At 58.0% G+C, this 19,499-nt stretch carries 31 protein-coding genes; 5 read left to right on the plus strand and 26 right to left on the minus strand.

The genetic code is table 11. The features are described 5' to 3' along the window. Positions 1 to 9: 9 nt before the first annotated feature. The 26 genes from map to rpsL form a co-directional block, all read right to left on the minus strand. Positions 10 to 828: a type I methionyl aminopeptidase gene (gene map / locus CMV30_RS05310; protein ID WP_096055047.1), complete on the minus strand. Its 819-nt coding sequence runs from the start codon at positions 826 to 828 to the stop codon at positions 10 to 12. Between the two features lies 1 nt (position 829). Further along, entirely contained in the window at positions 830 to 1,294 is a 465-nt protein-coding gene (locus tag CMV30_RS05315; RefSeq protein WP_245844408.1) for a nucleoside monophosphate kinase, read from the minus strand. Positions 1,295 to 1,324: 30 nt separating this feature from the next. Further along, entirely contained in the window at positions 1,325 to 2,821 is a 1,497-nt protein-coding gene (secY, locus tag CMV30_RS05320; protein WP_096055048.1) for a preprotein translocase subunit SecY, read from the minus strand. 107 nt (positions 2,822 to 2,928) lie between these two features. Next, the gene (rplO, locus tag CMV30_RS05325) at positions 2,929 to 3,375 is read right to left on the minus strand and encodes a 50S ribosomal protein L15 (protein WP_096055049.1); all 447 of its coding nucleotides are present in this window, start codon (positions 3,373 to 3,375) and stop codon (positions 2,929 to 2,931) included. A 164-nt stretch (positions 3,376 to 3,539) separates the two neighbouring features. Further along, entirely contained in the window at positions 3,540 to 4,184 is a 645-nt protein-coding gene (rpsE, locus tag CMV30_RS05330) for a 30S ribosomal protein S5 (protein ID WP_096055050.1), read from the minus strand. 2 nt (positions 4,185 to 4,186) lie between these two features. Then, on the minus strand, positions 4,187 to 4,549 hold the full coding sequence (rplR, locus tag CMV30_RS05335) for a 50S ribosomal protein L18 (RefSeq protein WP_096055051.1): 363 nt from the start codon (positions 4,547 to 4,549) through the stop codon (positions 4,187 to 4,189). A 104-nt stretch (positions 4,550 to 4,653) separates the two neighbouring features. Beyond that, entirely contained in the window at positions 4,654 to 5,190 is a 537-nt protein-coding gene (gene rplF, locus CMV30_RS05340) for a 50S ribosomal protein L6 (RefSeq protein WP_096055052.1), read from the minus strand. Positions 5,191 to 5,208: 18 nt separating this feature from the next. Further along, positions 5,209 to 5,601 (minus strand): 30S ribosomal protein S8, encoded by a 393-nt coding sequence (rpsH, locus tag CMV30_RS05345; protein WP_096055053.1) that lies wholly within the window; start codon positions 5,599 to 5,601, stop codon positions 5,209 to 5,211. Positions 5,602 to 5,660: 59 nt separating this feature from the next. Beyond that, a complete protein-coding gene (gene rpsN, locus CMV30_RS05350; RefSeq protein WP_096055054.1) occupies positions 5,661 to 5,966 on the minus strand; it encodes a 30S ribosomal protein S14 in 306 nt (101 codons plus the stop codon). 18 nt (positions 5,967 to 5,984) lie between these two features. After that, positions 5,985 to 6,566 carry a 50S ribosomal protein L5 gene (gene rplE, locus CMV30_RS05355; protein ID WP_096055055.1) on the minus strand — a complete coding sequence of 194 codons (582 nt, stop codon included), beginning with the start codon at positions 6,564 to 6,566 and terminating at the stop codon, positions 5,985 to 5,987. Positions 6,567 to 6,695: 129 nt separating this feature from the next. Then, entirely contained in the window at positions 6,696 to 6,962 is a 267-nt protein-coding gene (rplX, locus tag CMV30_RS05360; protein WP_096055056.1) for a 50S ribosomal protein L24, read from the minus strand. Between the two features lies 1 nt (position 6,963). Next, the gene (gene rplN / locus CMV30_RS05365) at positions 6,964 to 7,329 is read right to left on the minus strand and encodes a 50S ribosomal protein L14 (RefSeq protein WP_096055057.1); all 366 of its coding nucleotides are present in this window, start codon (positions 7,327 to 7,329) and stop codon (positions 6,964 to 6,966) included. A gap of 23 nt (positions 7,330 to 7,352) precedes the next feature. Continuing rightward, entirely contained in the window at positions 7,353 to 7,697 is a 345-nt protein-coding gene (gene rpsQ / locus CMV30_RS05370; protein WP_096055058.1) for a 30S ribosomal protein S17, read from the minus strand. Positions 7,698 to 7,721: 24 nt separating this feature from the next. Next, positions 7,722 to 7,922 (minus strand): 50S ribosomal protein L29, encoded by a 201-nt coding sequence (gene rpmC, locus CMV30_RS05375; RefSeq protein WP_096055059.1) that lies wholly within the window; start codon positions 7,920 to 7,922, stop codon positions 7,722 to 7,724. Positions 7,923 to 7,948: 26 nt separating this feature from the next. Next, positions 7,949 to 8,371, minus strand: a complete 423-nt coding sequence (gene rplP / locus CMV30_RS05380; protein WP_096055060.1) for a 50S ribosomal protein L16 — start codon at positions 8,369 to 8,371, stop codon at positions 7,949 to 7,951. A 41-nt stretch (positions 8,372 to 8,412) separates the two neighbouring features. After that, positions 8,413 to 9,048 carry a 30S ribosomal protein S3 gene (gene rpsC, locus CMV30_RS05385; RefSeq protein WP_096055061.1) on the minus strand — a complete coding sequence of 212 codons (636 nt, stop codon included), beginning with the start codon at positions 9,046 to 9,048 and terminating at the stop codon, positions 8,413 to 8,415. Positions 9,049 to 9,057: 9 nt separating this feature from the next. Further along, complete coding sequence (gene rplV / locus CMV30_RS05390) at positions 9,058 to 9,399, minus strand: 50S ribosomal protein L22 (protein ID WP_096055062.1); 342 nt, start codon at positions 9,397 to 9,399, stop codon at positions 9,058 to 9,060. 85 nt (positions 9,400 to 9,484) lie between these two features. Next, entirely contained in the window at positions 9,485 to 9,760 is a 276-nt protein-coding gene (gene rpsS / locus CMV30_RS05395; RefSeq protein ID WP_096055063.1) for a 30S ribosomal protein S19, read from the minus strand. Positions 9,761 to 9,778: 18 nt separating this feature from the next. Next, on the minus strand, positions 9,779 to 10,648 hold the full coding sequence (rplB, locus tag CMV30_RS05400) for a 50S ribosomal protein L2 (RefSeq protein ID WP_096055064.1): 870 nt from the start codon (positions 10,646 to 10,648) through the stop codon (positions 9,779 to 9,781). Between the two features lie 24 nt (positions 10,649 to 10,672). Then, a complete protein-coding gene (gene rplW / locus CMV30_RS05405) occupies positions 10,673 to 10,954 on the minus strand; it encodes a 50S ribosomal protein L23 (RefSeq protein ID WP_096055065.1) in 282 nt (93 codons plus the stop codon). Next, positions 10,951 to 11,583, minus strand: a complete 633-nt coding sequence (gene rplD, locus CMV30_RS05410; protein ID WP_096055066.1) for a 50S ribosomal protein L4 — start codon at positions 11,581 to 11,583, stop codon at positions 10,951 to 10,953. Before rplD ends, rplW begins: the two co-directional genes overlap by 4 nt. A gap of 18 nt (positions 11,584 to 11,601) precedes the next feature. Continuing rightward, positions 11,602 to 12,249: a 50S ribosomal protein L3 gene (gene rplC, locus CMV30_RS05415; protein ID WP_096055067.1), complete on the minus strand. Its 648-nt coding sequence runs from the start codon at positions 12,247 to 12,249 to the stop codon at positions 11,602 to 11,604. Positions 12,250 to 12,358: 109 nt separating this feature from the next. Beyond that, positions 12,359 to 12,667 (minus strand): 30S ribosomal protein S10, encoded by a 309-nt coding sequence (gene rpsJ / locus CMV30_RS05420; RefSeq protein ID WP_096055068.1) that lies wholly within the window; start codon positions 12,665 to 12,667, stop codon positions 12,359 to 12,361. Between the two features lie 22 nt (positions 12,668 to 12,689). Then, complete coding sequence (gene fusA, locus CMV30_RS05425; RefSeq protein WP_096055069.1) at positions 12,690 to 14,876, minus strand: elongation factor G; 2,187 nt, start codon at positions 14,874 to 14,876, stop codon at positions 12,690 to 12,692. Between the two features lie 23 nt (positions 14,877 to 14,899). Beyond that, entirely contained in the window at positions 14,900 to 15,373 is a 474-nt protein-coding gene (rpsG, locus tag CMV30_RS05430) for a 30S ribosomal protein S7 (RefSeq protein ID WP_096055070.1), read from the minus strand. A 28-nt stretch (positions 15,374 to 15,401) separates the two neighbouring features. Beyond that, complete coding sequence (gene rpsL, locus CMV30_RS05435; RefSeq protein ID WP_096055071.1) at positions 15,402 to 15,794, minus strand: 30S ribosomal protein S12; 393 nt, start codon at positions 15,792 to 15,794, stop codon at positions 15,402 to 15,404. A gap of 548 nt (positions 15,795 to 16,342) precedes the next feature. Here rpsL and CMV30_RS05440 point away from each other — a divergent pair. The 5 genes from CMV30_RS05440 (at position 16,343) to CMV30_RS05460 (ending at position 19,384) form a co-directional block, all read left to right on the plus strand. After that, positions 16,343 to 16,546, plus strand: a complete 204-nt coding sequence (locus CMV30_RS05440) for a hypothetical protein (RefSeq protein WP_138223143.1) — start codon at positions 16,343 to 16,345, stop codon at positions 16,544 to 16,546. 81 nt (positions 16,547 to 16,627) lie between these two features. Then, positions 16,628 to 17,506: a nuclease-related domain-containing protein gene (locus tag CMV30_RS05445; protein ID WP_096055073.1), complete on the plus strand. Its 879-nt coding sequence runs from the start codon at positions 16,628 to 16,630 to the stop codon at positions 17,504 to 17,506. A 41-nt stretch (positions 17,507 to 17,547) separates the two neighbouring features. Further along, entirely contained in the window at positions 17,548 to 18,036 is a 489-nt protein-coding gene (locus tag CMV30_RS05450) for a hypothetical protein (RefSeq protein WP_096055074.1), read from the plus strand. After that, positions 18,033 to 18,452, plus strand: coding sequence for a SufE family protein (locus CMV30_RS05455; protein WP_096055075.1), 420 nt, complete (start codon positions 18,033 to 18,035; stop codon positions 18,450 to 18,452). The genes CMV30_RS05450 and CMV30_RS05455 overlap by 4 nt, the downstream gene beginning before the upstream one ends. A 62-nt stretch (positions 18,453 to 18,514) precedes the next feature. Next, on the plus strand, positions 18,515 to 19,384 hold the full coding sequence (locus CMV30_RS05460) for a TatD family hydrolase (protein WP_096055076.1): 870 nt from the start codon (positions 18,515 to 18,517) through the stop codon (positions 19,382 to 19,384). Positions 19,385 to 19,499: the final 115 nt, after the last annotated feature.

The following is a 19,499-nucleotide window of genomic DNA, read 5'->3' on the forward strand; positions in this document are numbered from 1 at the left end:
AGCTGGCGGTTAACGCGCGGCCGAGGATTGAGTGGGCGCGGTGGAAAGTGTGGAGAGTGGCCGGGGAATCGTGAGAATCTCAGGGCCTTTATCTGTTGTTAGCACGGTGTGTTCGAAGTGCGCGGAGGGTGATCCGTCGGCGGTGACAACCGTCCAGCCGTCGCCGAGTGTCTTCGTCTTGTATCCGCCGAGATTTACCATCGGCTCGATGGCAAGGGTCATACCGGGCTTGATCTTATCACCTGAGTTACGGCGGCCGAAGTTCGGGATCTGCGGATCTTCGTGCATTGAAACGCCGACTCCGTGGCCAACCATGTCGCGGACGACACTAAAGCCATGCTTCTCGACGTGGGTCTGAACCGCATGGGAGATGTCGCCAATGCGATTGCCGACGGTGGCTTGCTGAATGCCGAGATCGAGGGCTTCGCGGCTGACGCGGAGGAGTTCTTCGATTCGTGGCGAGACAGAGCCGACAGGCATCGTGAAGGCGTTGTCGCCGATGTAGCCGTTGTAGTGGACGACGACGTCGAGCGAAACGATGTCTCCATCTTTCAGGATACGTTTCAGGGAGCCGATGCCGTGAACGACTTCGTCGTTGACGGAGATACAGGTGTAAGAGGGATACGCCGGATGACGCGGGCCGAGTTTATAGCCGTAACAGGCACTCCGGGCTCCGTACTGCTCGATCATATGTCGGGCAGCTTGATCCAAGTCGTAAGTAGAAATGCCGGGCTGAACCTTCGTCTTAAGAAGGTCCAAGACCGACGCGGCAACAGCACATGCTTCACGCATGCGGATGATCCCTTCTTTGTTTTTGATGGGGATCATATCAGGCCGCTAAAGCGCTGGTCTCAACAACTGTGAGACCGAGAGCGCGGTAATGATCGACGACGGCTTCAGATGACTGGTCCGCTGCGATAAGGCCGTGGAGGCTTTCGTCGCGGGCATCGAGCCATTCGTCGAATACTTTTGCTTGGAGCAGCGTAGCCGGGAATCCGCTTAGGGCGAAACCCGCATCAGGTTTGCGCGTCCAGAACCAGCGGCGCATGAGCGCGAGCGTGGAATCTTCAGCGAGGGGTTTGCCCTGCTGAGCAAGTCGCTCGGCGGTGAGACCGAACGGCGTGCGGCGCGAAATCTCTTGTCGCAGAAGGCCGACAGGAGAGACGTGCTCAATATTCAAAGAACGGAGCTGATTCATTAAGTTTTCCGAGGAAGAACCGGGTGAACCAGCGATGACTATCTTGATTTTGGCGGGAGCGCCGAAATAAGAAAAGAGGTCGGAAATTGCAGCCACCTAGACCGAAGTAAAGAACCAATTAGGTGTTTAGAGAAACTTCGCTGCCCAGGCCGCGATACCGATGAGGAAGATCGTACCGAGAACAAGCCAGAGCTTGCCTACGGTCTTCATGTCAGCTGCTTCACCAATGGCACTGGCTGCGGAGGGATTACGGGCGCGGATGCGGCCTTTTTTGAGGAAGCCGTCATAGTGGCGCTGTAAAAGGAAGGTCTCGATCTGCTTCATCGTGTCGAGAATGACACCGACAGTAATCAACATACCGGTGCCTCCGAAGAAGACGGCGATGCGCTGAGGAACGGCGAGCTGGTGAAGGGCGAGGTCGGGCATGACCGCGATGAAGGTGAGGAAGATCGCGCCAGCGAGAGTCATGCGCGTCATGATGAAATCAAGGAAACTGGCGGTGGGTTCTCCGGGGCGAACGCCAGGGATGTAGCCGCCGTATTTCTTAAGGTCATCGGCGATCTGGATCGGTTTGAACATAACCGAGACCCAAAAATAGCTGAAGAAGAGAATGAGAAACGCCATGAATACGTAGTAAGCTAAGCGCCCATGAACGAGAATATTGGAGGCCTCGATCATCCATTTCCAATTCATCGCGGCACCTAGCCAGGAAAAGATCTGCTGGGGGAAGAGAAGAATGGCGCTGGCGAAGATCACGGGCATGACGCCCGAGTAGTTAACTTTGAGCGGGAGAAACGAGCTTTGGCCGCCCATGACCTTATTGCCGACGACTCGCTTGGCATACTGAACCGGAATTTTGCGCTGACCTTGAACAACCATGATGATACCCATGGTGACCAAGATAAACAGGCCGATCATGATAACGCCCTCAATAGGTCCGAGCTTGGCTACACCGATCGGAGCGAAGAAGAGATGGTAAGTCGCAGTCGCTGCACCAGGAATGTCGGCAAGAATACCAACTGTGATGAGGAGCGAGACACCGTTGCCGATTCCGCGTTGGGTTATTTGCTCACCGAGCCACATGAGGAGCATCGTGCCTGCAGTCATGAAAACGACTGAGGTGATCAAAAAGAGGGTGTGCGACGACTCGATGACAATCGGGCCGTAGGTATTTACATCATATCCGTTGAAAAGACGGGCTGGGTTTTCGAGGGTCGCGATCAATAGCGCACCTTGGATGACACAGATGATGACTGTGGCGTAGCGAGTGTACTGCGTGAGTTTTTGACGACCGACATCGCCTTCTTGCTGGAGACGGCTGAGGGCTGGGACAACAGCGGTCATCAGCTGGAAAATGATCGATGCGCTGATATAAGGCATGATGCCGAGCGCGCAGACTGCACCCTTCAAGAGGGCACCGCCGGTAAACATATTATACAAACCAACCAACGCTCCGGTGCCAGCGGCTGTCTGGTCGGCGAAGAACTTTTGGAGCGGCTGCGGGTCGAGACCGGGAAGCGGGATGTGCGCGCCGACACGGGCGACGAACAGGAGGGCCAACGTGTAGAAAATGCGTGAGCGAAGCTCAGGAATTTTCAGCGAGTTCGTGAATGCGGAGAGCACTGGTGTGGGGAAGTGGTGGGTTATGATGCTGGACCCTGCGTAGGGAAACGACCGGCGCGCAGATTTGCGGACGCCGGTCGATTTCTACAAGCCGAAGTTTTCTACAATCAGGCGTTGATCGCCTGGCCGCCGGCTTTTTCGAGCTTGGCTTTGGCTGACTCGGAGAACTTGGCTGCGGTGACTTTGAGTGCGCGGCTGATTTCGCCGTCGCCAAGAACTTTGAGAGCGCGGCCGTCATCGCGGACAAGGCCGTGCTTGGCGAGCACTTCGGAGGTCACTTCCGTAACAGACGCATCAAGCTTGGCGAGATCGCCAACATTCACGGTCGCGTAAGTGGTACGGAAGTTGTAGTTATTGAAACCGCGGTGAGGGAGTTTGCGGTAGAGAGGCATCTGGCCGCCTTCAAAACCGGGGCGGATGCTGCTGCCGGAACGAGCGGACTGGCCTTTGCCACCGCGACCGGAGGTCTTGCCGTGGCCGCCGCCTTCGCCGCAACCAACACGTTTTTTGCGGTGAATAGCACCGGCTACATTTTTGAGTTCGTGGAGTTTCATAGGATTCCTAGAGGCGCCCCACCCTGCTTTTTCGCGGGTGAGACTCGGATTTTTAGAGAAAAGGAGAAAGGTGAAAACGTCCGGTCTTTTAATGCTGAACGCTCAGCGGGGAAAACCCGTTGAGCGTCAGACTAAAACTGCGGATCGGTAGCGCGAAGTGCGTCTTAGACGGAAGCCTTACGGGCATTCTTGATTTCTTGCGCGAGACGGAGCTGGAGCAGACCGTTGAGCGTGGCGTGAACGACGGCGATGTGGTTCGAGGAACCCATCGACTTCGTGAGCACGTTTTTGACGCCAGCGGCTTCAAGCACAGCGCGGACAGCGCCACCAGCGATGAGGCCGGTACCGGATGTCGCGGGCTTGAGAAGGACGCGACCGCCATCGTATTCGCCGAAGACATCGTGCGGGATCGTGTCGCCCTTGAGCTTCACGTTGACCATGCGCTTGTGAGCGTTGGCGGTACCCTTTTTGATGGCATCAGGAACTTCGTTAGCCTTGCCGTAGCCGATGCCGACGTTGCCCTTCTGGTCGCCGACGACGGCGAGCGCAGAGAAGCTGAAACGGCGACCACCTTTGACGACCTTGGCGCAGCGATTGATGAAGACGACCTTCTCAACCATCTGCGGGCCGTCCTTCGGTGCTTCGGGCTGACGATCACGACGCGGACCGCCACGGTTGAAACCGTCGCGACGCTGACCACCGCGATTATCACGGTTTTGTCCGTCGCGATTGTGTCCGCCGCCAGGAGCTGGCGTAGACGCAGGAGCGGGAGACGAGGATGGGACTGGGGGAGTTGTTTCCGAGCTCATGATTAGAATACGAGACCGCCTTCGCGGGCTGCGTCAGCGAATACTTTGACTTTACCGTGGTAGGGAGCGCCCGAGCGGTCGAAAACGACTGCGCTGAGGCCGGCAGCTTTGGCCTTGGCGGCGAAGGCTGCGCCGAGAGCTTTCGCTCCGGCGACGTTAGCGGCGAGCTTCTGCTTGCGGAGTTCGGCATCGAGGCTGGAGAGAAACACCAGCGTGGTCGCGGTGTCGTCGTTGATGGCCTGTGCGTAGGCGTGCTTGCCGGTGAAACGGATGGCGAGGCGGGGGCGGATGGCGGTGCCATTGACCTTCTTGCGGATTCTCCAGCGGCGTTTCTGGAGGAGGTCGGCTTTGCGAATGTTGCTCATTGAAATAGTGAGTTAGAGATTGGGAATTAAGAGAGAAGAACTGGAGGAAGGCGGCGGTTACGCTGCGATTTTGAGTTCTGCTATCGGCATTCCTACTAGGTCCGTTAGGCGACCGTTTTGCCTTCCTTGCGGCGGACACGTTCGCCGACGATACGGACACCTTTGCCTTTGTAGGGCTCGGGTGGGTAGTAGGCGCGGATGTTGGCGGTGACGGCACCGACGAGTTGCTTGTCGCAACCCTCGACTTTGACCTTGGTCTGGTCGGTCACGGTGATTTTGATGCCTTCCGGAATATCGAAAAGGATCGGGTGCGAGTAGCCGAGCGCGAGGTCGAGCTGCTTGCCCTTGAGGTTGGCCTTGAAGCCGACGCCTTGGATTTCGAGATCTTTAACGTAGCCTTCAGTGACACCTTTGACCATGCCAGCGACGATGGAACGGGCGGTGCCGTACATAGCGCGAGCGAAGCGGGAGTCGTCAGCCGGAACGAAGGAAACCTTCTTATCGGCGACGGAGATCTTCACATCAGGTGCGAAGGTCTTGGAAACTTTACCCTTAGGGCCTTCGACGAGGACGGTGCCGTTTTTAACGTCAACCTTGACCTTGTCAGGAATGGGAACGGGGACTTTACCGATGCGGGACATTGTGTGCGTGCTCCTTGATTACCAAACGTTGCAGATGAGCTCGCCACCGACCTTCTCACGGCGGCAATCGCCGTCTTTGAGAACGCCCTTGGAGGTCGAGAGGATACCGATGCCGAGTCCGTTGAGGACGCGGGGAATTTCGGAGTAGCGGTAGTAAAGACGGCGGCCGGGAGTGGAAACGCGCGTGAGGTTGGTCAACACGGGGGCGTTTTCGACGTACTTCATTTTCACGACGAGGGTCTTGTGGCCCAGCTTGTCGATGCTGTTGCTATGGTCTGAGACATAGCCTTCGGCTTTAAGAATGCCAGCGATGGCCTCCTTGAGGGTGGAGTGCGGGATGACGCACTCGGCGAGACCGGCCTTCGACGCATTGCGGAGGCGGGTCAGGAAATCACTGATTGGATCAGTCATGGTGGATGTTTGTTAGATGCCTGTGGGTCATATCCGACTCCCGCAGGCGAAAGGGATTATTACCAGGAGGACTTGGTGACGCCGGGGATCTTACCGGCGAGCGCGAGTTCACGGAACGTGATACGCGAGACACCGAAGCGACCGATGAAGGCGCGTGGGCGGCCGCTCATGGAGCAACGGTTGCGAACGCGTTCGACGGCCGAGTTCTTCGGGAGCTTCTGGAGCTTCTTCTGAGCGGCGTAGAATTCTTCGTCGTTGGTGGCCGGGTTGGCGAGGATGGCCTTGAGCTCGGCGCGCTTGGCACCGAATTTGGCGGAGAGGGCAATACGCTTCTTGTTGCGTTCGATGGCGGACGTTTTCGGCATGGCGAGAGGCGGTTAAAATTAAGCTGCAGTCTTGGTGGGCGTGACAGGCTCGGTGCGGCGGAAAGGCATACCGAGGAGCTTCAGGAGCTCGCGGCCTTCTTCGTCGGTGGTGGCGGTGGTCACGATGGTGACATCGAGGCCCATGCTCTTCTTAACGTTCTCCACGGTGATTTCCGGGAAGATGGTGAAGTCGGAAACGCCTAGGTTGTAGTTACCCTGGCCGTCGAGCTTCGGGGACACGCCGCGGAAGTCGCGGATGGTCGGGAGAGCAACGGAGAGGAGGCGATAGAGGAACTCCCACATGGCGGTACCACGGAGGGTGACGTAAGCGCCAGTGATCTGGTTCGGCTTCAGCTTGAAATTGGAAATAGCCTTCTTCGTGCGGGTAAGAATGGGCTTTTGACCGGCGATCAGACCGAGGTCGCGAGCGGAGTCGGCAATCTGGTTCTTGTCAGCGTCAGCATCGATACCGGTATTGAGCACGACTTTCGTGATCTTCGGAACCTGATGTTTGTTGGTGTAACCGCGGCTCTTCACGAGCTCGGAAATGATCTGCTCGTTGTAGAGCTTCTTGAGGACGGGAGTGTAAGTGGTGCTCATTGGTGCAAGGCCATCGGATTTCCGACCCGACGGCATCTGAGTGTGTTTTTAGAGGAAAAGAGGCGAAATAACGCATCACGCGGTGATGCGTGGCAAGCGTGATTTCGCCCGGAATGGTTCGAAGGAGACTTAGGCGGTCTTCTTGGCGCGTTTGCTGGAATCGAAGGTCGACTGAAGCATCAGGTTAGAGACGTGGACCGAACCTTCGCGTTCGATGATCGCGCCGTTCGGGTGCTGTTCCGACTTCTTCGTGTGGCGCTTCAGCATGGCGACGCCTTCAACGACGACGCGGCTTTTAGCGGCACGGATTTCGAGGACTTTACCGGTCTTGCCCTTGTGGGAGCCGGCGATGACGACGACTTGGTCGCCGCGTTTGACGTGGAATTTGGTAGCCATGTTAGAGAACCTCCGGAGCGAGGGAGATGATCTTCATGAAGTTCTTCGCACGCAGTTCGCGAGCGACGGGGCCGAAGATGCGGGTGCCCTTGGGATTGTTGGCAGCGTCAATGATGACGATGGCGTTGCTGTCGAAACGCAGGTAGCTGCCATCCGCGCGGCGGACGGGAGCTTTGGTGCGAACGACGACGGCCTTGGCAACTTCACCTTTTTTAACGGTGGCTTCGGTAGCACTGGCCTTGATGTGGACAGTGATGACGTCGCCGACGCCAGCGGTGTTGGTGTTCTGACCTTTTTTGCTGATCATCGCGGCGCGACGAGCACCGGTGTTATCAGCAACTTCGAGAATGGAGCGCAGTTGGATCATGACGCGTGACTTCTATAGGAGGGTTAAGCGGAGGGCGTGGAAGCCTGCGTGACTTTGGTGGGGACCGTGGCGGCGACATCTTGCTCGGTGATAGCGGCACCAGCGAGAACAGCGGCTTCGATGACACGGATGATGCGCCAGCGCTTGAGGCGGCTGATCGGACGGGTTTCCATGATCTCAACCTTGTCGCCGACTTTGGTCTCGTTCTTCTCGTCGTGGACGTGAACGACGGTCTTACGATTAACGACCTTATGGTAGAGTGGATGGGGCGTCTTGTAAGGGACGGTGACCTTGACGGACTTGTCGCCGGAGCGGCTGGTGACAAAGCCGATGAGGTCTTTGCGTTTGTTACGGGTCGAGGATGACATGATCGTATGGGACTAGCGGCGGCCTCAGGCGGCTTTGGCTGCTTTCTTTTGGTTCAAGATGGTCTCGAGGCGGGCTACGTCCTTGCGGAGAGCACGAATCGTGTGGGTCTTTTCGACCTGGCCGGTGTTCTTCTTCAGGCGGAGCTGGAGAAGCTCAGCGCGGATGTCGGCGAGCTTGGTGGTGATCTCAGCGGGAGCGAGATCGCGGATTTCTTTGGAAGTCATGGTGCGTTTTTTAGAACGGTTGTGGGTTAGACAGCCGTACCTTCACGCACGATGAAACGGCAGTGGAAGGGCAGCTTGGCGTCAGCGAGGCGGAAGGCCTCTTTGGCGACGGTGGTGGGAACGCCGGAGAGTTCGAAAAGAACTGCGCCGGGTTTGATGACAGCCACGTAATATTCGACTGGGCCTTTACCGGAACCCATGCGGGTCTCGGCTGGCTTTTTCGTAACGGGCTTGTGGGGGAAAACGCGGATCCAGAGTTTGCCCTTGCGCTTCAGGTGGCGCGAGATGGTGACACGGGCCGCCTCAATCTGCTGACCGGTCATGGGTCCGCGGGTGAGGGATTGGAGGCCGTATTCGCCGAAGGCGATCGTGTTACCACGCTTGGCGTTGCCGGAGCGGGAACCCTTTTGGGATTTGCGATATTTAGTGCGTGCGGGAGCGAGAGCCATGGGAGTGTATTCTCCTTAAAAGGTTAGTCCGTTAGAGCGGATCAGGCGGCGGGTTCAGCGTCCTTTTTGCAGATCCAGCATTTAACGCCGATCTTGCCGAAAAGGGTGCGGGCTTCGAAAAAGCCGTAGTCGATGTTTTCGCGGAGGGTGTGCAAGGGCACGCGGCCTTTGCGCTGCCATTCGCGACGAGCAATGTCGGCACCACCAAGGCGGCCGGAGCACTGGATACGGATACCTTCGGCACCGAGGGTCATGGCCATTTCAACGGCCTTCTTCATGGCGCGGCGGAATGCGATACGGCGTTCGAGCTGAAGTGCGACGTTCTCAGCGACGAGCTGAGCTTCAATCTCGGGCTTCTTCACCTCTTGGATGTCGAGGAGGATCTCTTTGCCGGTGAGCTTGGAGAGCTCTTCTTTGATCTTCTCGATCTCCTGGCCCTTGCGTCCGATGACGATGCCAGGGCGGGCGGTGTAAATCTTGACGCGGACGCGGCTCGAAGCGCGCTCGATGAAGATGCGCGGAACGGAAGCCTGCTTCAGTTTCTCCATGAGTTTCTCACGGATGATCTGGTCTTCGAGGAGGAGCTTGGGGAAGTCCTTCTTCGTGGCATACCAGCGGGACTGCCAGTTACGGCGGACGGCGAGGCGGAAGCCTGTGGGATTTGTCTTTTGGCCCATGGTAGGAAATTAGTTCGAGTTGCCGTCCGACAGGACGATCTTGATGTGCGACATCTTCTTGCGGCGTGGCATAGCGGTACCGCGGGCACCGGCTTTGAAGCGCTTGAGGACGGGACCGTTTTCGACGATCGCGCTCTTCACGACGAGAGAATCGGCGGAGAGGTTGTTGTTGTTCTCAGCGTTCGCGATGGCGGACTTGAGGGTCTTGACGATCAGGCGCGCGGATTTGCGCGGGATGAGCGTGAGGAGATCGACCGCTTCGGAGGCTTTGCGGCCTTGAACGGTACGAACGACTTCGCGCACCTTTTTAGGGGACATGCGCGCGTAGCGGGTGATTGCTTGGACTTCCATGTTTTTAAGATTCCGTCGATTGAACGAGGCGACAGCAGAGCCGGGATGAACGCGGCCCCCTGCCCTTTTGGTTGGTGGGTTAAACTTAAATTTCCTTACGGGTCATGCCGCCGTGGCCCTTGAACACGCGGGTAAGCGCGAATTCGCCGAGCTTGTGACCGACCATGTTCTCGGTGACGTACACGGCCACGAAGGCCTTGCCGTTGTGAACACTGAAGGTGTGACCGATGAAATCGGGGGTGATGGTCGAGCGACGCGACCACGTCTGGATGGGCTTCTTGGCGCCCGCTTTGACCGCCTTCTCGATTTTCTCGAGCAGGTGGTAGTCAACGAAGAAGCCTTTTTTGATGGAACGTGCCATGGTACGAAATTCTCGGGGTTACTTCTGACCACGTGGCTTGCGGCCGTTGTGGTGAACGATGATCTGGCTGTTCGAGAGCTTCGAACGACGACGAGTTGGGAAGCCTTTCGCGAGCTGGCCCCACGGGGAGACGAGCTGTTGACGACCGCCACCACCCTTGGACTTGCCTTGACCGCCACCGTTGGGGTGATCGACAGGGTTCATGGCGACACCACGAACGTGAGGACGTTTACCGAGCCAACGGCTGCGACCGGCTTTGCCGAGCGACTGCTTGTTGTGGTCGCCGTTGCCGACGACACCAATCGTGGCGCGGCATTTTGCGTTCACGCGGCGGAGTTCGCCGGAAGGCATCTTGAGCGTAGCCTGGCCGTCTTCGAGAGCGACGAGCTCGAGCGAAGAGCCTGCGGTGCGGGCGACCTGAGCGCCGCGACCGGGGATGAGCTCGACGTTGTGGAGCTTGGTCGATGGCGGGATGATCGACAGCGGGAAGTTATTACCGACGAGGAAATCGTTGGTCGTGGCTTTGTCCGAAGCGATGACGGTCTGGCCCACAACGATGCCTTCGGGAGCGAGGATGTAACGCTTCTCTCCGTTCGGATAGGAAACGAGCGCGATGTTCGCGGAACGATTAGGATCGTACTCGAGAGCCTGGACCTTGGCGGGCTGGTCGAGGATGTCGCGTTTGAAGTCGATGATGCGGTAGAGCTGCTTGTGACCGCCGCCGCGATGGCGTGAGGTGACGCGACCGTAGACGTTACGTCCGCCGGTCTTGTGCTTGGGCTCGGTGAGGGCGCGCTCGGGGCGCTTGCTGCTGACGCCATCGGCCGTGTTGAGCGAGGTGAAGCGCTGGGCGGGCGTGAGCGGGCGGCTGAAAGGTTTGATAGCCATGGTGGTGTTTCTCCGTGGGCGGGGTTAGACGAGCTCGATCTTGTCGCCCGCTTTGAGGGTCACGATCGCCTTCTTGTAGTCAGAGGTCGTGATAGGACGGCCGTTGCGGGCCTTTTTGTTTTTGCCGCGGTAGTTTTGAATGTTCACGCGGGTCACCGATACTTTGAAGGTCTTTTCGACGGCTTCAGCGATGGTGTACTTGGTGGCGCTGGGGAAAACCTCGAAGGTGTACTGGCCGTATTCGGACGACAGCTTGTTGGATTTTTCCGTCAGACGGACGAGTTTGAGAACGTTATTGGCGTTCATGAGTTACCTCCAGAGACGCGAGCGATGATTTTCTCGAGGGCGGCCGAAGAGACGATGATCTTCTTGTATTGGGCCAGATCGAGGGTGTTGAGCTTGGACGCTTCCTGCATGGTCACGCGCTGAAGATTGCGCGACGCACGGGCAGCTTCGACAGAGAACTGGGCATCGACCAAGAGGATTTTACCCTTCGGGGCGATGAGGCCGATGACTTGATTGATGGCTTTGGTCTTGGCGGTCGGAGCTGCGAAGCTCTCGATCACGTCGATTTCGCCGGCAACAGCGCGGTCAAAGAGAGCGCGGGAGAAAGCGAGCGCCTTCACCTTGGCATTGATCTTCTTGGAGTAGTCGCGGGGTTTTGGGCCGAAGACGACGCCACCACCGACCCAGAGGGGCGAGCGGATGGAACCGGCGCGAGCGCGACCGGTACCCTTTTGGCGCCAGGGCTTCTTACCACCACCACGAACTTCGCCGCGGGTTTTGGTTGAGTGCGTGCCGAGACGGGCGTTGGCGTTGATGGCAACAATGACTTCTTTCACCGCTTGAAGGCCTTTGTCGCCTTCGAAGGTCGGGATGCCGAAGTCTTGGTCCTTGGAGGACGTGCCGTCGGAAGAGAAAACTTTGAGATTCATGGGCTGGTTCCTCGTAGGTTAGACTTTGCGGGCCTGGCCCTTGATGGCGGTGCGTACGATGACGTCGTCACCGTTGGCGCCTGGGATTGCACCCTTCACGAGGAGGATGTTTTTGTCGGCGATGACCTTCACGATGGTGAGGTTTTGAACGGTGCGGCGGAGGGTGCCCATGTGACCGGGCATGGCCTGGTTTTTCCAGACGCGGCCAGGAGTCTGGCGCATACCGACCGAACCGATGCGGCGATGGAACATGGAACCGTGGGTGGCAGGACCGCCAGCAACACGGAAACGTTTCACGACGCCTTGGAAACCTTTACCCTTGGTGACGCCGATAACGTCGACAGTCTGACCTTCGGTGAAGGCAGCTACGGTGACGACATCGCCAACCTTAAGGTCGGAAGCCGCTTCGAGGCGGACTTCGCTAAGCACGCGAGGGGTCTCATCAAGACCGGCCTTTTTAGCGTGGGCTTGTTCAGCCGAGGAGGCATTTTTGGACTTCTTTTTGGAGAAGCCAAGCTGAACGGCGTTGTAGCCGTCGTTTTCGGTCGTCTTGACTTGGACGACTGGGCAGGGACCGGCTTCGACTACGGTGACGGGAACTAAGACGTTTTGAGCGTCGTAGACCTGGGTCATTCCGAGTTTTTTGCCTAGGAGCGTAGAGATCATGGGCTAAGTGGTAGGTGGAAAAGTTCCGTTTAGGAGACCTACATTAGAGAAACCCAGCGGTGCGCGAGGCGCACATGGGCAGCTGCTATGTATGTGTGTTTTAGTTAGCTCAAACGTTGATGGTGATATCGACGCCGGAGGGGAGATTGAGTTTCTTGAGCTCGTCGACCGTCTGGGCGGTGGGCTCAATGATGTCGATGAGGCGCTTATGAGTGCGCGTCTCGAACTGCTCCATCGACTTCTTGTCGACGTGCGGAGAACGGTTGACCGAGAGCTTCTCAATGCGGGTCGGCAGCGGGATCGGACCGGAAACGCGAGCGCCGGAGCGCTTGGCGGTTTCGACGATCTCGAGCGCGGACTGATCAATGACCCGATAGTCGAAGCCCTGGAGTTTGATGCGAATGCGTTGGCCTTTCATGGCGTAGAAAAAGAACGAAGGTTTAGGTACGGGCGGGAGCTTTCGAGGAGCTTTCGACGATCTTTTGGAGCGAGGAATTCGGAACCTGCGAGAAGTGGGAAGGAGTGATCGAAGCAGACGCACGTCCCTTGGAGAGGGACCGAATGTCTGTGACGTAACCGAAGAGGAGTTCGAGAGGAACGTGAGCGGTGACGATGCACGCGCCAGTCTTGTTTTCCATGCCTTGAATCTGACCGCGGCGACGGTTGATGTCACCCATGAGGTCACCTTGATACTCTTCTGGAGTGGTGACTTCGACGGCCATGATTGGTTCGAGAAGGATCGGCGAAGCCTTTTTCATGGCTTCTTTGAAGCCGAAGATGCCGGCCATCTTAAACGCCATTTCAGAGGAATCGACCTCGTGGAAGGAACCGTCCGTGATGCGGACGATCGTGTCGACAACGGGATAACCAGCGACAACGCCGTTGTTGCAGGCTTCCAGAATACCTTCGGTCGCAGGCTTGATGAATTCTTTTGGGATCGATCCACCAACGGTCTCGTTGATCACTTCGACACCCTTGCCTTTTTCATTTGGCTCGATCGTGACGACAACGTGGCCGTACTGACCTTTACCGCCCGACTGACGGATGAACTTACCTTCGGCTTCCGCCTTGGCAGTGATCGTCTCACGGTAAGCGATCTGTGGCTTGCCGGAAGTTGCCTCGACCTTAAATTCACGCTTCATACGATCGAGGATGATTTCGAGGTGAAGCTCGCCCATGCCGGCGAGGATCGTTTGGCCGGTATCGAGATCAGTCTTAACGCGGAGAGTCGGATCTTCGGCCACGAGGCGCTGAAGAGCGGTGCCAAGCTTTTCTTGGTCTGCCTTCGAGTTTGGCTCGATGGACATCGCAATGACTGGTTCAGGGAAGGATGGTGGCTCGAGACGGATGTCGTAATCTTCGTCGCAAAGAGTGTCACCAGTGATGACTTCTTTAACACCGACGAGCGCGCAGATGTCACCTGAGTAAGCCGTGTCGATTTCTTCGCGGTCCATGGCGCGCATCAGGACGAGGCGGGAAACGCGCTCGCTGCGGCGGGTACGAGGATTGTAGAGCGACATGCCCTTGTTCAGCACGCCGGTGTAAACACGGTAGAAAACGAGACGGCCGACGAATGGATCGTTCCAAAGCTTGAAAGCGAGACCAGCTAGTTTGGCTTTATCATCAACAACGGCTTCAACGGATGCCCCATCACTATCCTGACCCTGCATCGGCGGTACGTCGATAGGGCTAGGAAGGTAGTTTACGACGCAGTCCAGGAGGCGTTGCACGCCCTTGCGCTTGAAAGCGGAGCCCGGGATAACGCCGGTAAATTGAAGTGAAATTGTGGCCTTACGAACGGCGAGCATGAGCTCAGGAACCGTGATTTCTTCACCACTCAAATACTTTTCCGCAATGACGTCATCAAAGTCGGAAACGGCTTCGATAAGCTTTTCGCGATATTCCTTAGCCTGTGCGCGATGGCTCTCCGGAATCTCACGTGTAACTGGCGTCAAGCCGAGCATGTCGGTTGTATCTTCGAAGATATACGCGACGTTCTGAACGAGATCGATCAGGCCGGTGAAGTTTTCTTCAGCACCAATCGGAATAAAAAGAGGATGGGCGTTGGCCTTGAGCTTCTCGCGCATTTCGTCGATCGCGCGGAAGAAATTAGCGCCAGTACGATCCATCTTATTGATGAATGCGACGCGCGGAACGCGGTATTTATTGGCCTGACGCCAAACAGTTTCGGACTGAGGTTGCACGCCTGCAACAGCACAAAAAACAGCGATGGCGCCATCGAGTACGCGAAGGGAACGCTCGACCTCCGCGGTGAAATCAACGTGTCCGGGCGTATCAATGATATTGATGCGTTGCTTGATGCCCTTCCATGGACCCCATGAGGCATTCCATGCGCACGAGATAGCTGCAGCAGTGATCGTGATGCCACGCTCGCGCTCTTGCTCCATCCAGTCGGTCACTGCAGTTCCTTCATGAACTTCGCCCATTTTATGGACGGAGCCGGAATAAAAAAGAATACGCTCGGAGGTCGTCGTCTTGCCGGCATCAATGTGCGCGGCGATACCGATGTTACGTGTCCATTCCAACGGGAAAGGACGATCCTTCGAGTTAACCGAAGAGATCTTCGATTTCTCAGTGACGATGGTGATGACGGGAACGGTAGACATGGACGGAAGAACTGAATGACGGTTTACCAGCGGAGGTGGGCAAAGGCGCGATTCGCCTGGGCCATCTTGTGGGTGTCTTCCTTCTTCTTAACGACAGAACCGGTGTTGTTGTACGCATCTACGATCTCAGTCGCGAGCGCATCCTTCATCGGAATGCCTTTGCGGGAACCTGCGGCGTCAACAATCCAGCGCAGAGCTAGACTCTCCTGACGTTCGTAAGAAATTTCAATAGGAACCTGATAAGTAGCGCCACCAACACGGCGGCTCTTCACTTCCAGACGAGGGCGAGCATTCTCGAGCGCGCCGATGAGCAGATCAACCGGATCACCCTTTTCGAGCTTCTCGGAAACCTTTTCAAACGCACCGTAAACGATACGTTGGGCAAGGTTCTTCTTGCCGCTTTGCATGATGACGTTGACGAGGTGAGCAACCAATGGGCTGCTGTAACGAATATCCGGAACGACTTGGCGTTTATCTGCTCTGTGGCGGCGTGACATGACGAAAAAGGGTTGAAAGAACTTCTGATTATTTAGCAGTGACCTTGGCGGCCTTCGGGCGCTTGACGCCGTACTTGGAGCGGCTGCGACGACGTTTTTCTACACCGGTGGCATCGAGGGTACCACGAACGATGTGATAACGAACACCGGGCAAATCTTTCACACGACCACCACGCACGAGCACGATCGAGTGCTCTTGGAGGTTATGACCTTCGTCAGGGATGTACGAGATGACTTCGCTGCCATTTGTGAGACGGACTTTCGCGACCTTACGGATAGCGGAGTTGGGCTTCTTCGGGGTGCGGGTCATGACCTGCACGCAGACACCACGGCGGAAAGGGTTGCCCGCCAAGGCCGGAGATTTGGACTTGGTGCGCACCTTGCGGCGTCCTTTGCGTACGAGTTGATTGATGGTCGGCATAGCGAAAATGAAGGTCGGGAAATGAGGAAAAGTCGCGAAAGCTACCAGTCGAGGGATGCTCGGCAAGGTTTATTTCGCGAAAAAAATTATCGAAGAAGTCGCGACTGCATTTGCGATTCTCCGTCTGAAAAAGCGCCACCAAACAGGTGTTTAACGGCGCGAAAAATTGATGCGCTCAGCTACGAGCGGGAGGGAGACGGCACCGATTTTTCTCCACGTGCGCAAGAGCAAAGCCGCACTTCTTCAAACCGATCACGGGTTAGCTCACGATCTGCGAGATCGCTAGCCATCCTGCGCTCTACTTTCCAGAAGGACCGCGCGGTCGCACGGTTTTTTGAACCGGCTCACTCTGTTGCTCTGATGCACCTCCAGCATTAACCCCACTCTCCGCAGGCGGCGTTGGTTCCTCCGGCTTCAAAAACGCCATCGCTACCGCCACGAGCACCGACACACCGAGAATGCTCCGCGCCCAAAACTTCCGACGCGCTTCCTCGGGTATCCACTCACGCTCACGCTTCGCGAGTACACCGATCAAGATCGTCGGCAAAATGAACCCCACCAGCCACGGCGTTCCCACCGCAGTCAGCCCCAGCTTCACCCACCGGATCACCGAAAAGCCCAGCAACGCAAAAGCCATCAACACCGCGAACGTCACGCTATGTCCGCGCAGTGCTTTCCAAAGCCACAAGATTGCCGAAATCGGGTTCACCCTTCTCTTAAAATATCCCGAGCCCCTTGTCGTCAAAGGTTAGTGAAACCCCTCCCCTCACGCGACCAACCGTCGCCACGCCAGTCTAGCCGCGTCAGCTTCATCCCTGCTTCTCATTATTCCCATGAACTCCCTCATCTATTTAGTCGGTTACGTCGTCATCTACCTGCTCATCGTCGTCGGCATCTGGAAATGGCGCGTCAGCCGCCGCCAGGAACGTCCACCCGTCCAAGAAAAACTCATCCGCGCTCCAGGCGAAACGCTCCGCCAGAAGCTGGAGAATTACGACGACACTCTCCTGCTCCACCTCGTCGCCGCTGCCCTCGCCCCACTCCTGCTCATGGTCTTCGGCCTGATGGGGATATCCAAACTGTCTGACACCTATCAAGGCTGGGCTATCGCGGGACTGCTTCTGATCATCGCAGTCGCTCTTTATTTCAGTGCCCGCTGGCTCATGATAATCCTCGAAAAACGCCGCAACCACTACCTCGGCTACTTCGGCGAACGCGTCGTCGGCGAGACGATCGACGATCTCCGCTCAAAAGGCTTCCGCATCTTCCACGACGTCCCCGCCCTCGAAGCCAGCCCTGTCTTTAACATCGATCACGTCATCGTCGGCTCCACCGGCGTTTACGCCATCGAGACCAAAACCCGCCGCAAAGGCAAAGCCCGCCCCGGCTACCCCGAGCACAAGGTCATCTTCGACGGCCAGCAACTCGTGTATCCGTGGGGCGAAGACTTCCACGGCCTCAACCAGGCCCGCGACCGCGCCCTCTGGCTCGAAGAATGGCTCGCCCAGCTCCTCGGCCGCCGCGTCCAGGTGCAGCCCATCCTCACCTTCCCCGGCTGGTGGGTCGAAGAACACGCCGTCGGCCCTATCCGCGTCACCAGCCCCAAACAGATCGCCCCGATCATCCTCCGCAACGGCGCGCTCCTCACCGAGGAACAGATCGACCTCGTCTCCAAACAACTCGAAGCCCGCTGCCGCGACGTCCAATTCTGACGTTTTGACGCCCGCCCTTTCGCGCGCATGATCTCCGGATCATGCGCGCTTTTTTTTGCTCCGCCTTCGCCTTCGTCTCGCTCATTCTCGCAGACGTTTCCTCCGCCACCGAACCCTACAAAGTCGGTGACTTGTTCGAGTCGTTCACGACCCAGGATCAGCACGAGAAATCTTACACGCTCGAGCCCACCGTCCGCACCATCGTCGTCTCCTTCACGATGGGCGTCGGCAAAGACGCCAACCGCTTCTTCGAAAAACAACCCGCTACATTCCTCGCCGATCAGCAGTCCATCTTTCTCTCCAATATCTACGGCATGCCCTCGGTCGGTCGCTTTTTCGCACTGCCGAAAATGAAAAAATATCCTCACCGCATCCTCCTCGCCGACTCCGAGCACTTCCTCGACCGCTACCCGAAACAAGAGGACATGCTCACCGTCTTCCGCCTCGCGCCCGACTCTAAAATCACCGCCATCGAGTTCGTCGATCCCGAGAAAAATCTCCCCGCTGTTTTCCCCGCACCGGCGAAATGACCCTCGCCGAAAAACAACGTGCCCTCATCGACGACCTCTCCGTCGTCGATGACCGCTACGAACGCCTCTCCCTCGTCGTCGATCGCTCGCGCCGCTCCGCCTACACCCTTCCTGCCTCCGAAAAAACCGATGCCACCCGCGTCACCGGCTGCATCTCCCCCGTCTGGCTCACCGGCGAACTCCACGACGACGGTCTCTCCCTTCGCTTCGACGCCGAGTCCCCCATGGTTCGAGCCCTCGTCTCACTGCTCGTAGAACTTTACGACGGCGCCACCCCGGCCGAGATCGTCACCACTGAACCGATACTCTTCGACGAACTCGGCCTTTCCCGCGACCTCTCCCCCACCCGTCGCAACGGTCTCACCGCCGTCCGCGCCCGCATCAAACTCCTCGCGGAGAAACACCTCGCCCCCTGAGAGCACCGCGATCCCTCCTCCTCACTTTTCGCCACGCCCCACCGCCCGCAACTCCGCCACCGATGTCCGTCCCCCTCTACGACGCGCATAATCACCTCCATGACGAGTGGCTCTTCCTTCACCGGGAAAAAATCTCCGCCCAACTCTCCGCCATCGGCCTGCGCCGCGCGGTCGTCAACGGCACCGCCGAGTCCGACTGGCTCGCCGTTCTCTCCCTCGCCCGCGCTCACCCCACGTGGATCACCCCCAGCCTCGGCCTCCATCCCTGGCACGTCGGCAACCGTTCCGCCAACTGGCTCGCCACACTCACCGCTCATCTCGACGCCACGCCCCACGCCGCTCTCGGCGAGATCGGCATCGACCGCTGGATGACTGACCGTGCCCATCCTTCCGATACGCGTCTCATCGGTCTCCGCCGCGCCCCGCTCGCCGAACAACTCGACGCCTTCTCCGCCCAGCTCTCCCTCGCGACCGCCCGCAATCTCCCCGCCACCCTCCACTGCCTCGACGCCTGGGGCGCGCTCCACGACACCCTCCGCACCGCACCCGCCCTCCCAGCCCGCGGCTTCCTCCTCCACGCCTACGGCGGCCCCGCCGAACTCATCCGCCGCTTCGCCGATCTCGGCGCATACTTTTCTTTCAACGGCTACTTCCTCGACGACCGCCGTGCCCGCCAACTCGATACATTCCGCCACATCCCGCCCGACCGACTCCTCATCGAAACCGACGCCCCCGCCATGCCGATCCCCCAAGCTTGGCGCACCCACAAGCTCCCGCCATCCCCCGAAGGCACGCCCCTCAATCACCCCGGCAACATCGGGGCCACCTACACCGCCCTCGCCGCCTTCCTCGGCGAACCGCTCCCCTCCTTCGCCACCCGCATCGAGCAAAATTTCCTCCGCCTCTTCCGCCCCGCCCGTCCGCCTTCCTGACGCATCGAGCAACACTTCCGCCCCTCCCTGCTCGCGCCCCCTCCTGACGCATCCCGCCACCGCACACCCTCAGCCTACGCGCAAGATCTGCGCAGTCTTTCCCCAATCGCGCGCG

Origin of the sequence: Nibricoccus aquaticus, from assembly GCF_002310495.1 — a bacterium.
Lineage (GTDB): Bacteria > Verrucomicrobiota > Verrucomicrobiia > Opitutales > Opitutaceae > Nibricoccus > Nibricoccus aquaticus.

Bases quoted from the DNA above. Each gene is read 5' to 3' on its own strand.
- map (WP_096055047.1), bottom strand. From the start codon at position 828: ATGATCCCCATCAAAAACAAAGAAGGGATCATCCGCATGCGTGAAGCA.
- rplO (WP_096055049.1), bottom strand. From the start codon at position 3,375: ATGAAACTCCACGAACTCAAAAATGTAGCCGGTGCTATTCACCGCAAA.
- rpsE (WP_096055050.1), bottom strand. From the start codon at position 4,184: ATGAGCTCGGAAACAACTCCCCCAGTCCCATCCTCGTCTCCCGCTCCT.
- rplR (WP_096055051.1), bottom strand. From the start codon at position 4,549: ATGAGCAACATTCGCAAAGCCGACCTCCTCCAGAAACGCCGCTGGAGA.
- rplF (WP_096055052.1), bottom strand. From the start codon at position 5,190: ATGTCCCGCATCGGTAAAGTCCCCGTTCCCATTCCTGACAAGGTCAAG.
- rpsH (WP_096055053.1), bottom strand. From the start codon at position 5,601: ATGACTGATCCAATCAGTGATTTCCTGACCCGCCTCCGCAATGCGTCG.
- rpsN (WP_096055054.1), bottom strand. From the start codon at position 5,966: ATGCCGAAAACGTCCGCCATCGAACGCAACAAGAAGCGTATTGCCCTC.
- rplE (WP_096055055.1), bottom strand. From the start codon at position 6,566: ATGAGCACCACTTACACTCCCGTCCTCAAGAAGCTCTACAACGAGCAG.
- rplX (WP_096055056.1), bottom strand. From the start codon at position 6,962: ATGGCTACCAAATTCCACGTCAAACGCGGCGACCAAGTCGTCGTCATC.
- rplN (WP_096055057.1), bottom strand. From the start codon at position 7,329: ATGATCCAACTGCGCTCCATTCTCGAAGTTGCTGATAACACCGGTGCT.
- rpsQ (WP_096055058.1), bottom strand. From the start codon at position 7,697: ATGTCATCCTCGACCCGTAACAAACGCAAAGACCTCATCGGCTTTGTC.
- rpmC (WP_096055059.1), bottom strand. From the start codon at position 7,922: ATGACTTCCAAAGAAATCCGCGATCTCGCTCCCGCTGAGATCACCACC.
- rplP (WP_096055060.1), bottom strand. From the start codon at position 8,371: ATGGCTCTCGCTCCCGCACGCACTAAATATCGCAAATCCCAAAAGGGT.
- rpsC (WP_096055061.1), bottom strand. From the start codon at position 9,048: ATGGGCCAAAAGACAAATCCCACAGGCTTCCGCCTCGCCGTCCGCCGT.
- rplV (WP_096055062.1), bottom strand. From the start codon at position 9,399: ATGGAAGTCCAAGCAATCACCCGCTACGCGCGCATGTCCCCTAAAAAG.
- rpsS (WP_096055063.1), bottom strand. From the start codon at position 9,760: ATGGCACGTTCCATCAAAAAAGGCTTCTTCGTTGACTACCACCTGCTC.
- rplB (WP_096055064.1), bottom strand. From the start codon at position 10,648: ATGGCTATCAAACCTTTCAGCCGCCCGCTCACGCCCGCCCAGCGCTTC.
- rplW (WP_096055065.1), bottom strand. From the start codon at position 10,954: ATGAACGCCAATAACGTTCTCAAACTCGTCCGTCTGACGGAAAAATCC.
- rplD (WP_096055066.1), bottom strand. From the start codon at position 11,583: ATGAATCTCAAAGTTTTCTCTTCCGACGGCACGTCCTCCAAGGACCAA.
- rplC (WP_096055067.1), bottom strand. From the start codon at position 12,249: ATGATCTCTACGCTCCTAGGCAAAAAACTCGGAATGACCCAGGTCTAC.
- rpsJ (WP_096055068.1), bottom strand. From the start codon at position 12,667: ATGAAAGGCCAACGCATTCGCATCAAACTCCAGGGCTTCGACTATCGG.
- fusA (WP_096055069.1), bottom strand. From the start codon at position 14,876: ATGTCTACCGTTCCCGTCATCACCATCGTCACTGAGAAATCGAAGATC.
- rpsG (WP_096055070.1), bottom strand. From the start codon at position 15,373: ATGTCACGCCGCCACAGAGCAGATAAACGCCAAGTCGTTCCGGATATT.
- rpsL (WP_096055071.1), bottom strand. From the start codon at position 15,794: ATGCCGACCATCAATCAACTCGTACGCAAAGGACGCCGCAAGGTGCGC.
- CMV30_RS05440 (WP_138223143.1), top strand. From the start codon at position 16,343: ATGAACCCCACCAGCCACGGCGTTCCCACCGCAGTCAGCCCCAGCTTC.
- CMV30_RS05445 (WP_096055073.1), top strand. From the start codon at position 16,628: ATGAACTCCCTCATCTATTTAGTCGGTTACGTCGTCATCTACCTGCTC.
- CMV30_RS05450 (WP_096055074.1), top strand. From the start codon at position 17,548: ATGCGCGCTTTTTTTTGCTCCGCCTTCGCCTTCGTCTCGCTCATTCTC.
- CMV30_RS05455 (WP_096055075.1), top strand. From the start codon at position 18,033: ATGACCCTCGCCGAAAAACAACGTGCCCTCATCGACGACCTCTCCGTC.
- CMV30_RS05460 (WP_096055076.1), top strand. From the start codon at position 18,515: ATGTCCGTCCCCCTCTACGACGCGCATAATCACCTCCATGACGAGTGG.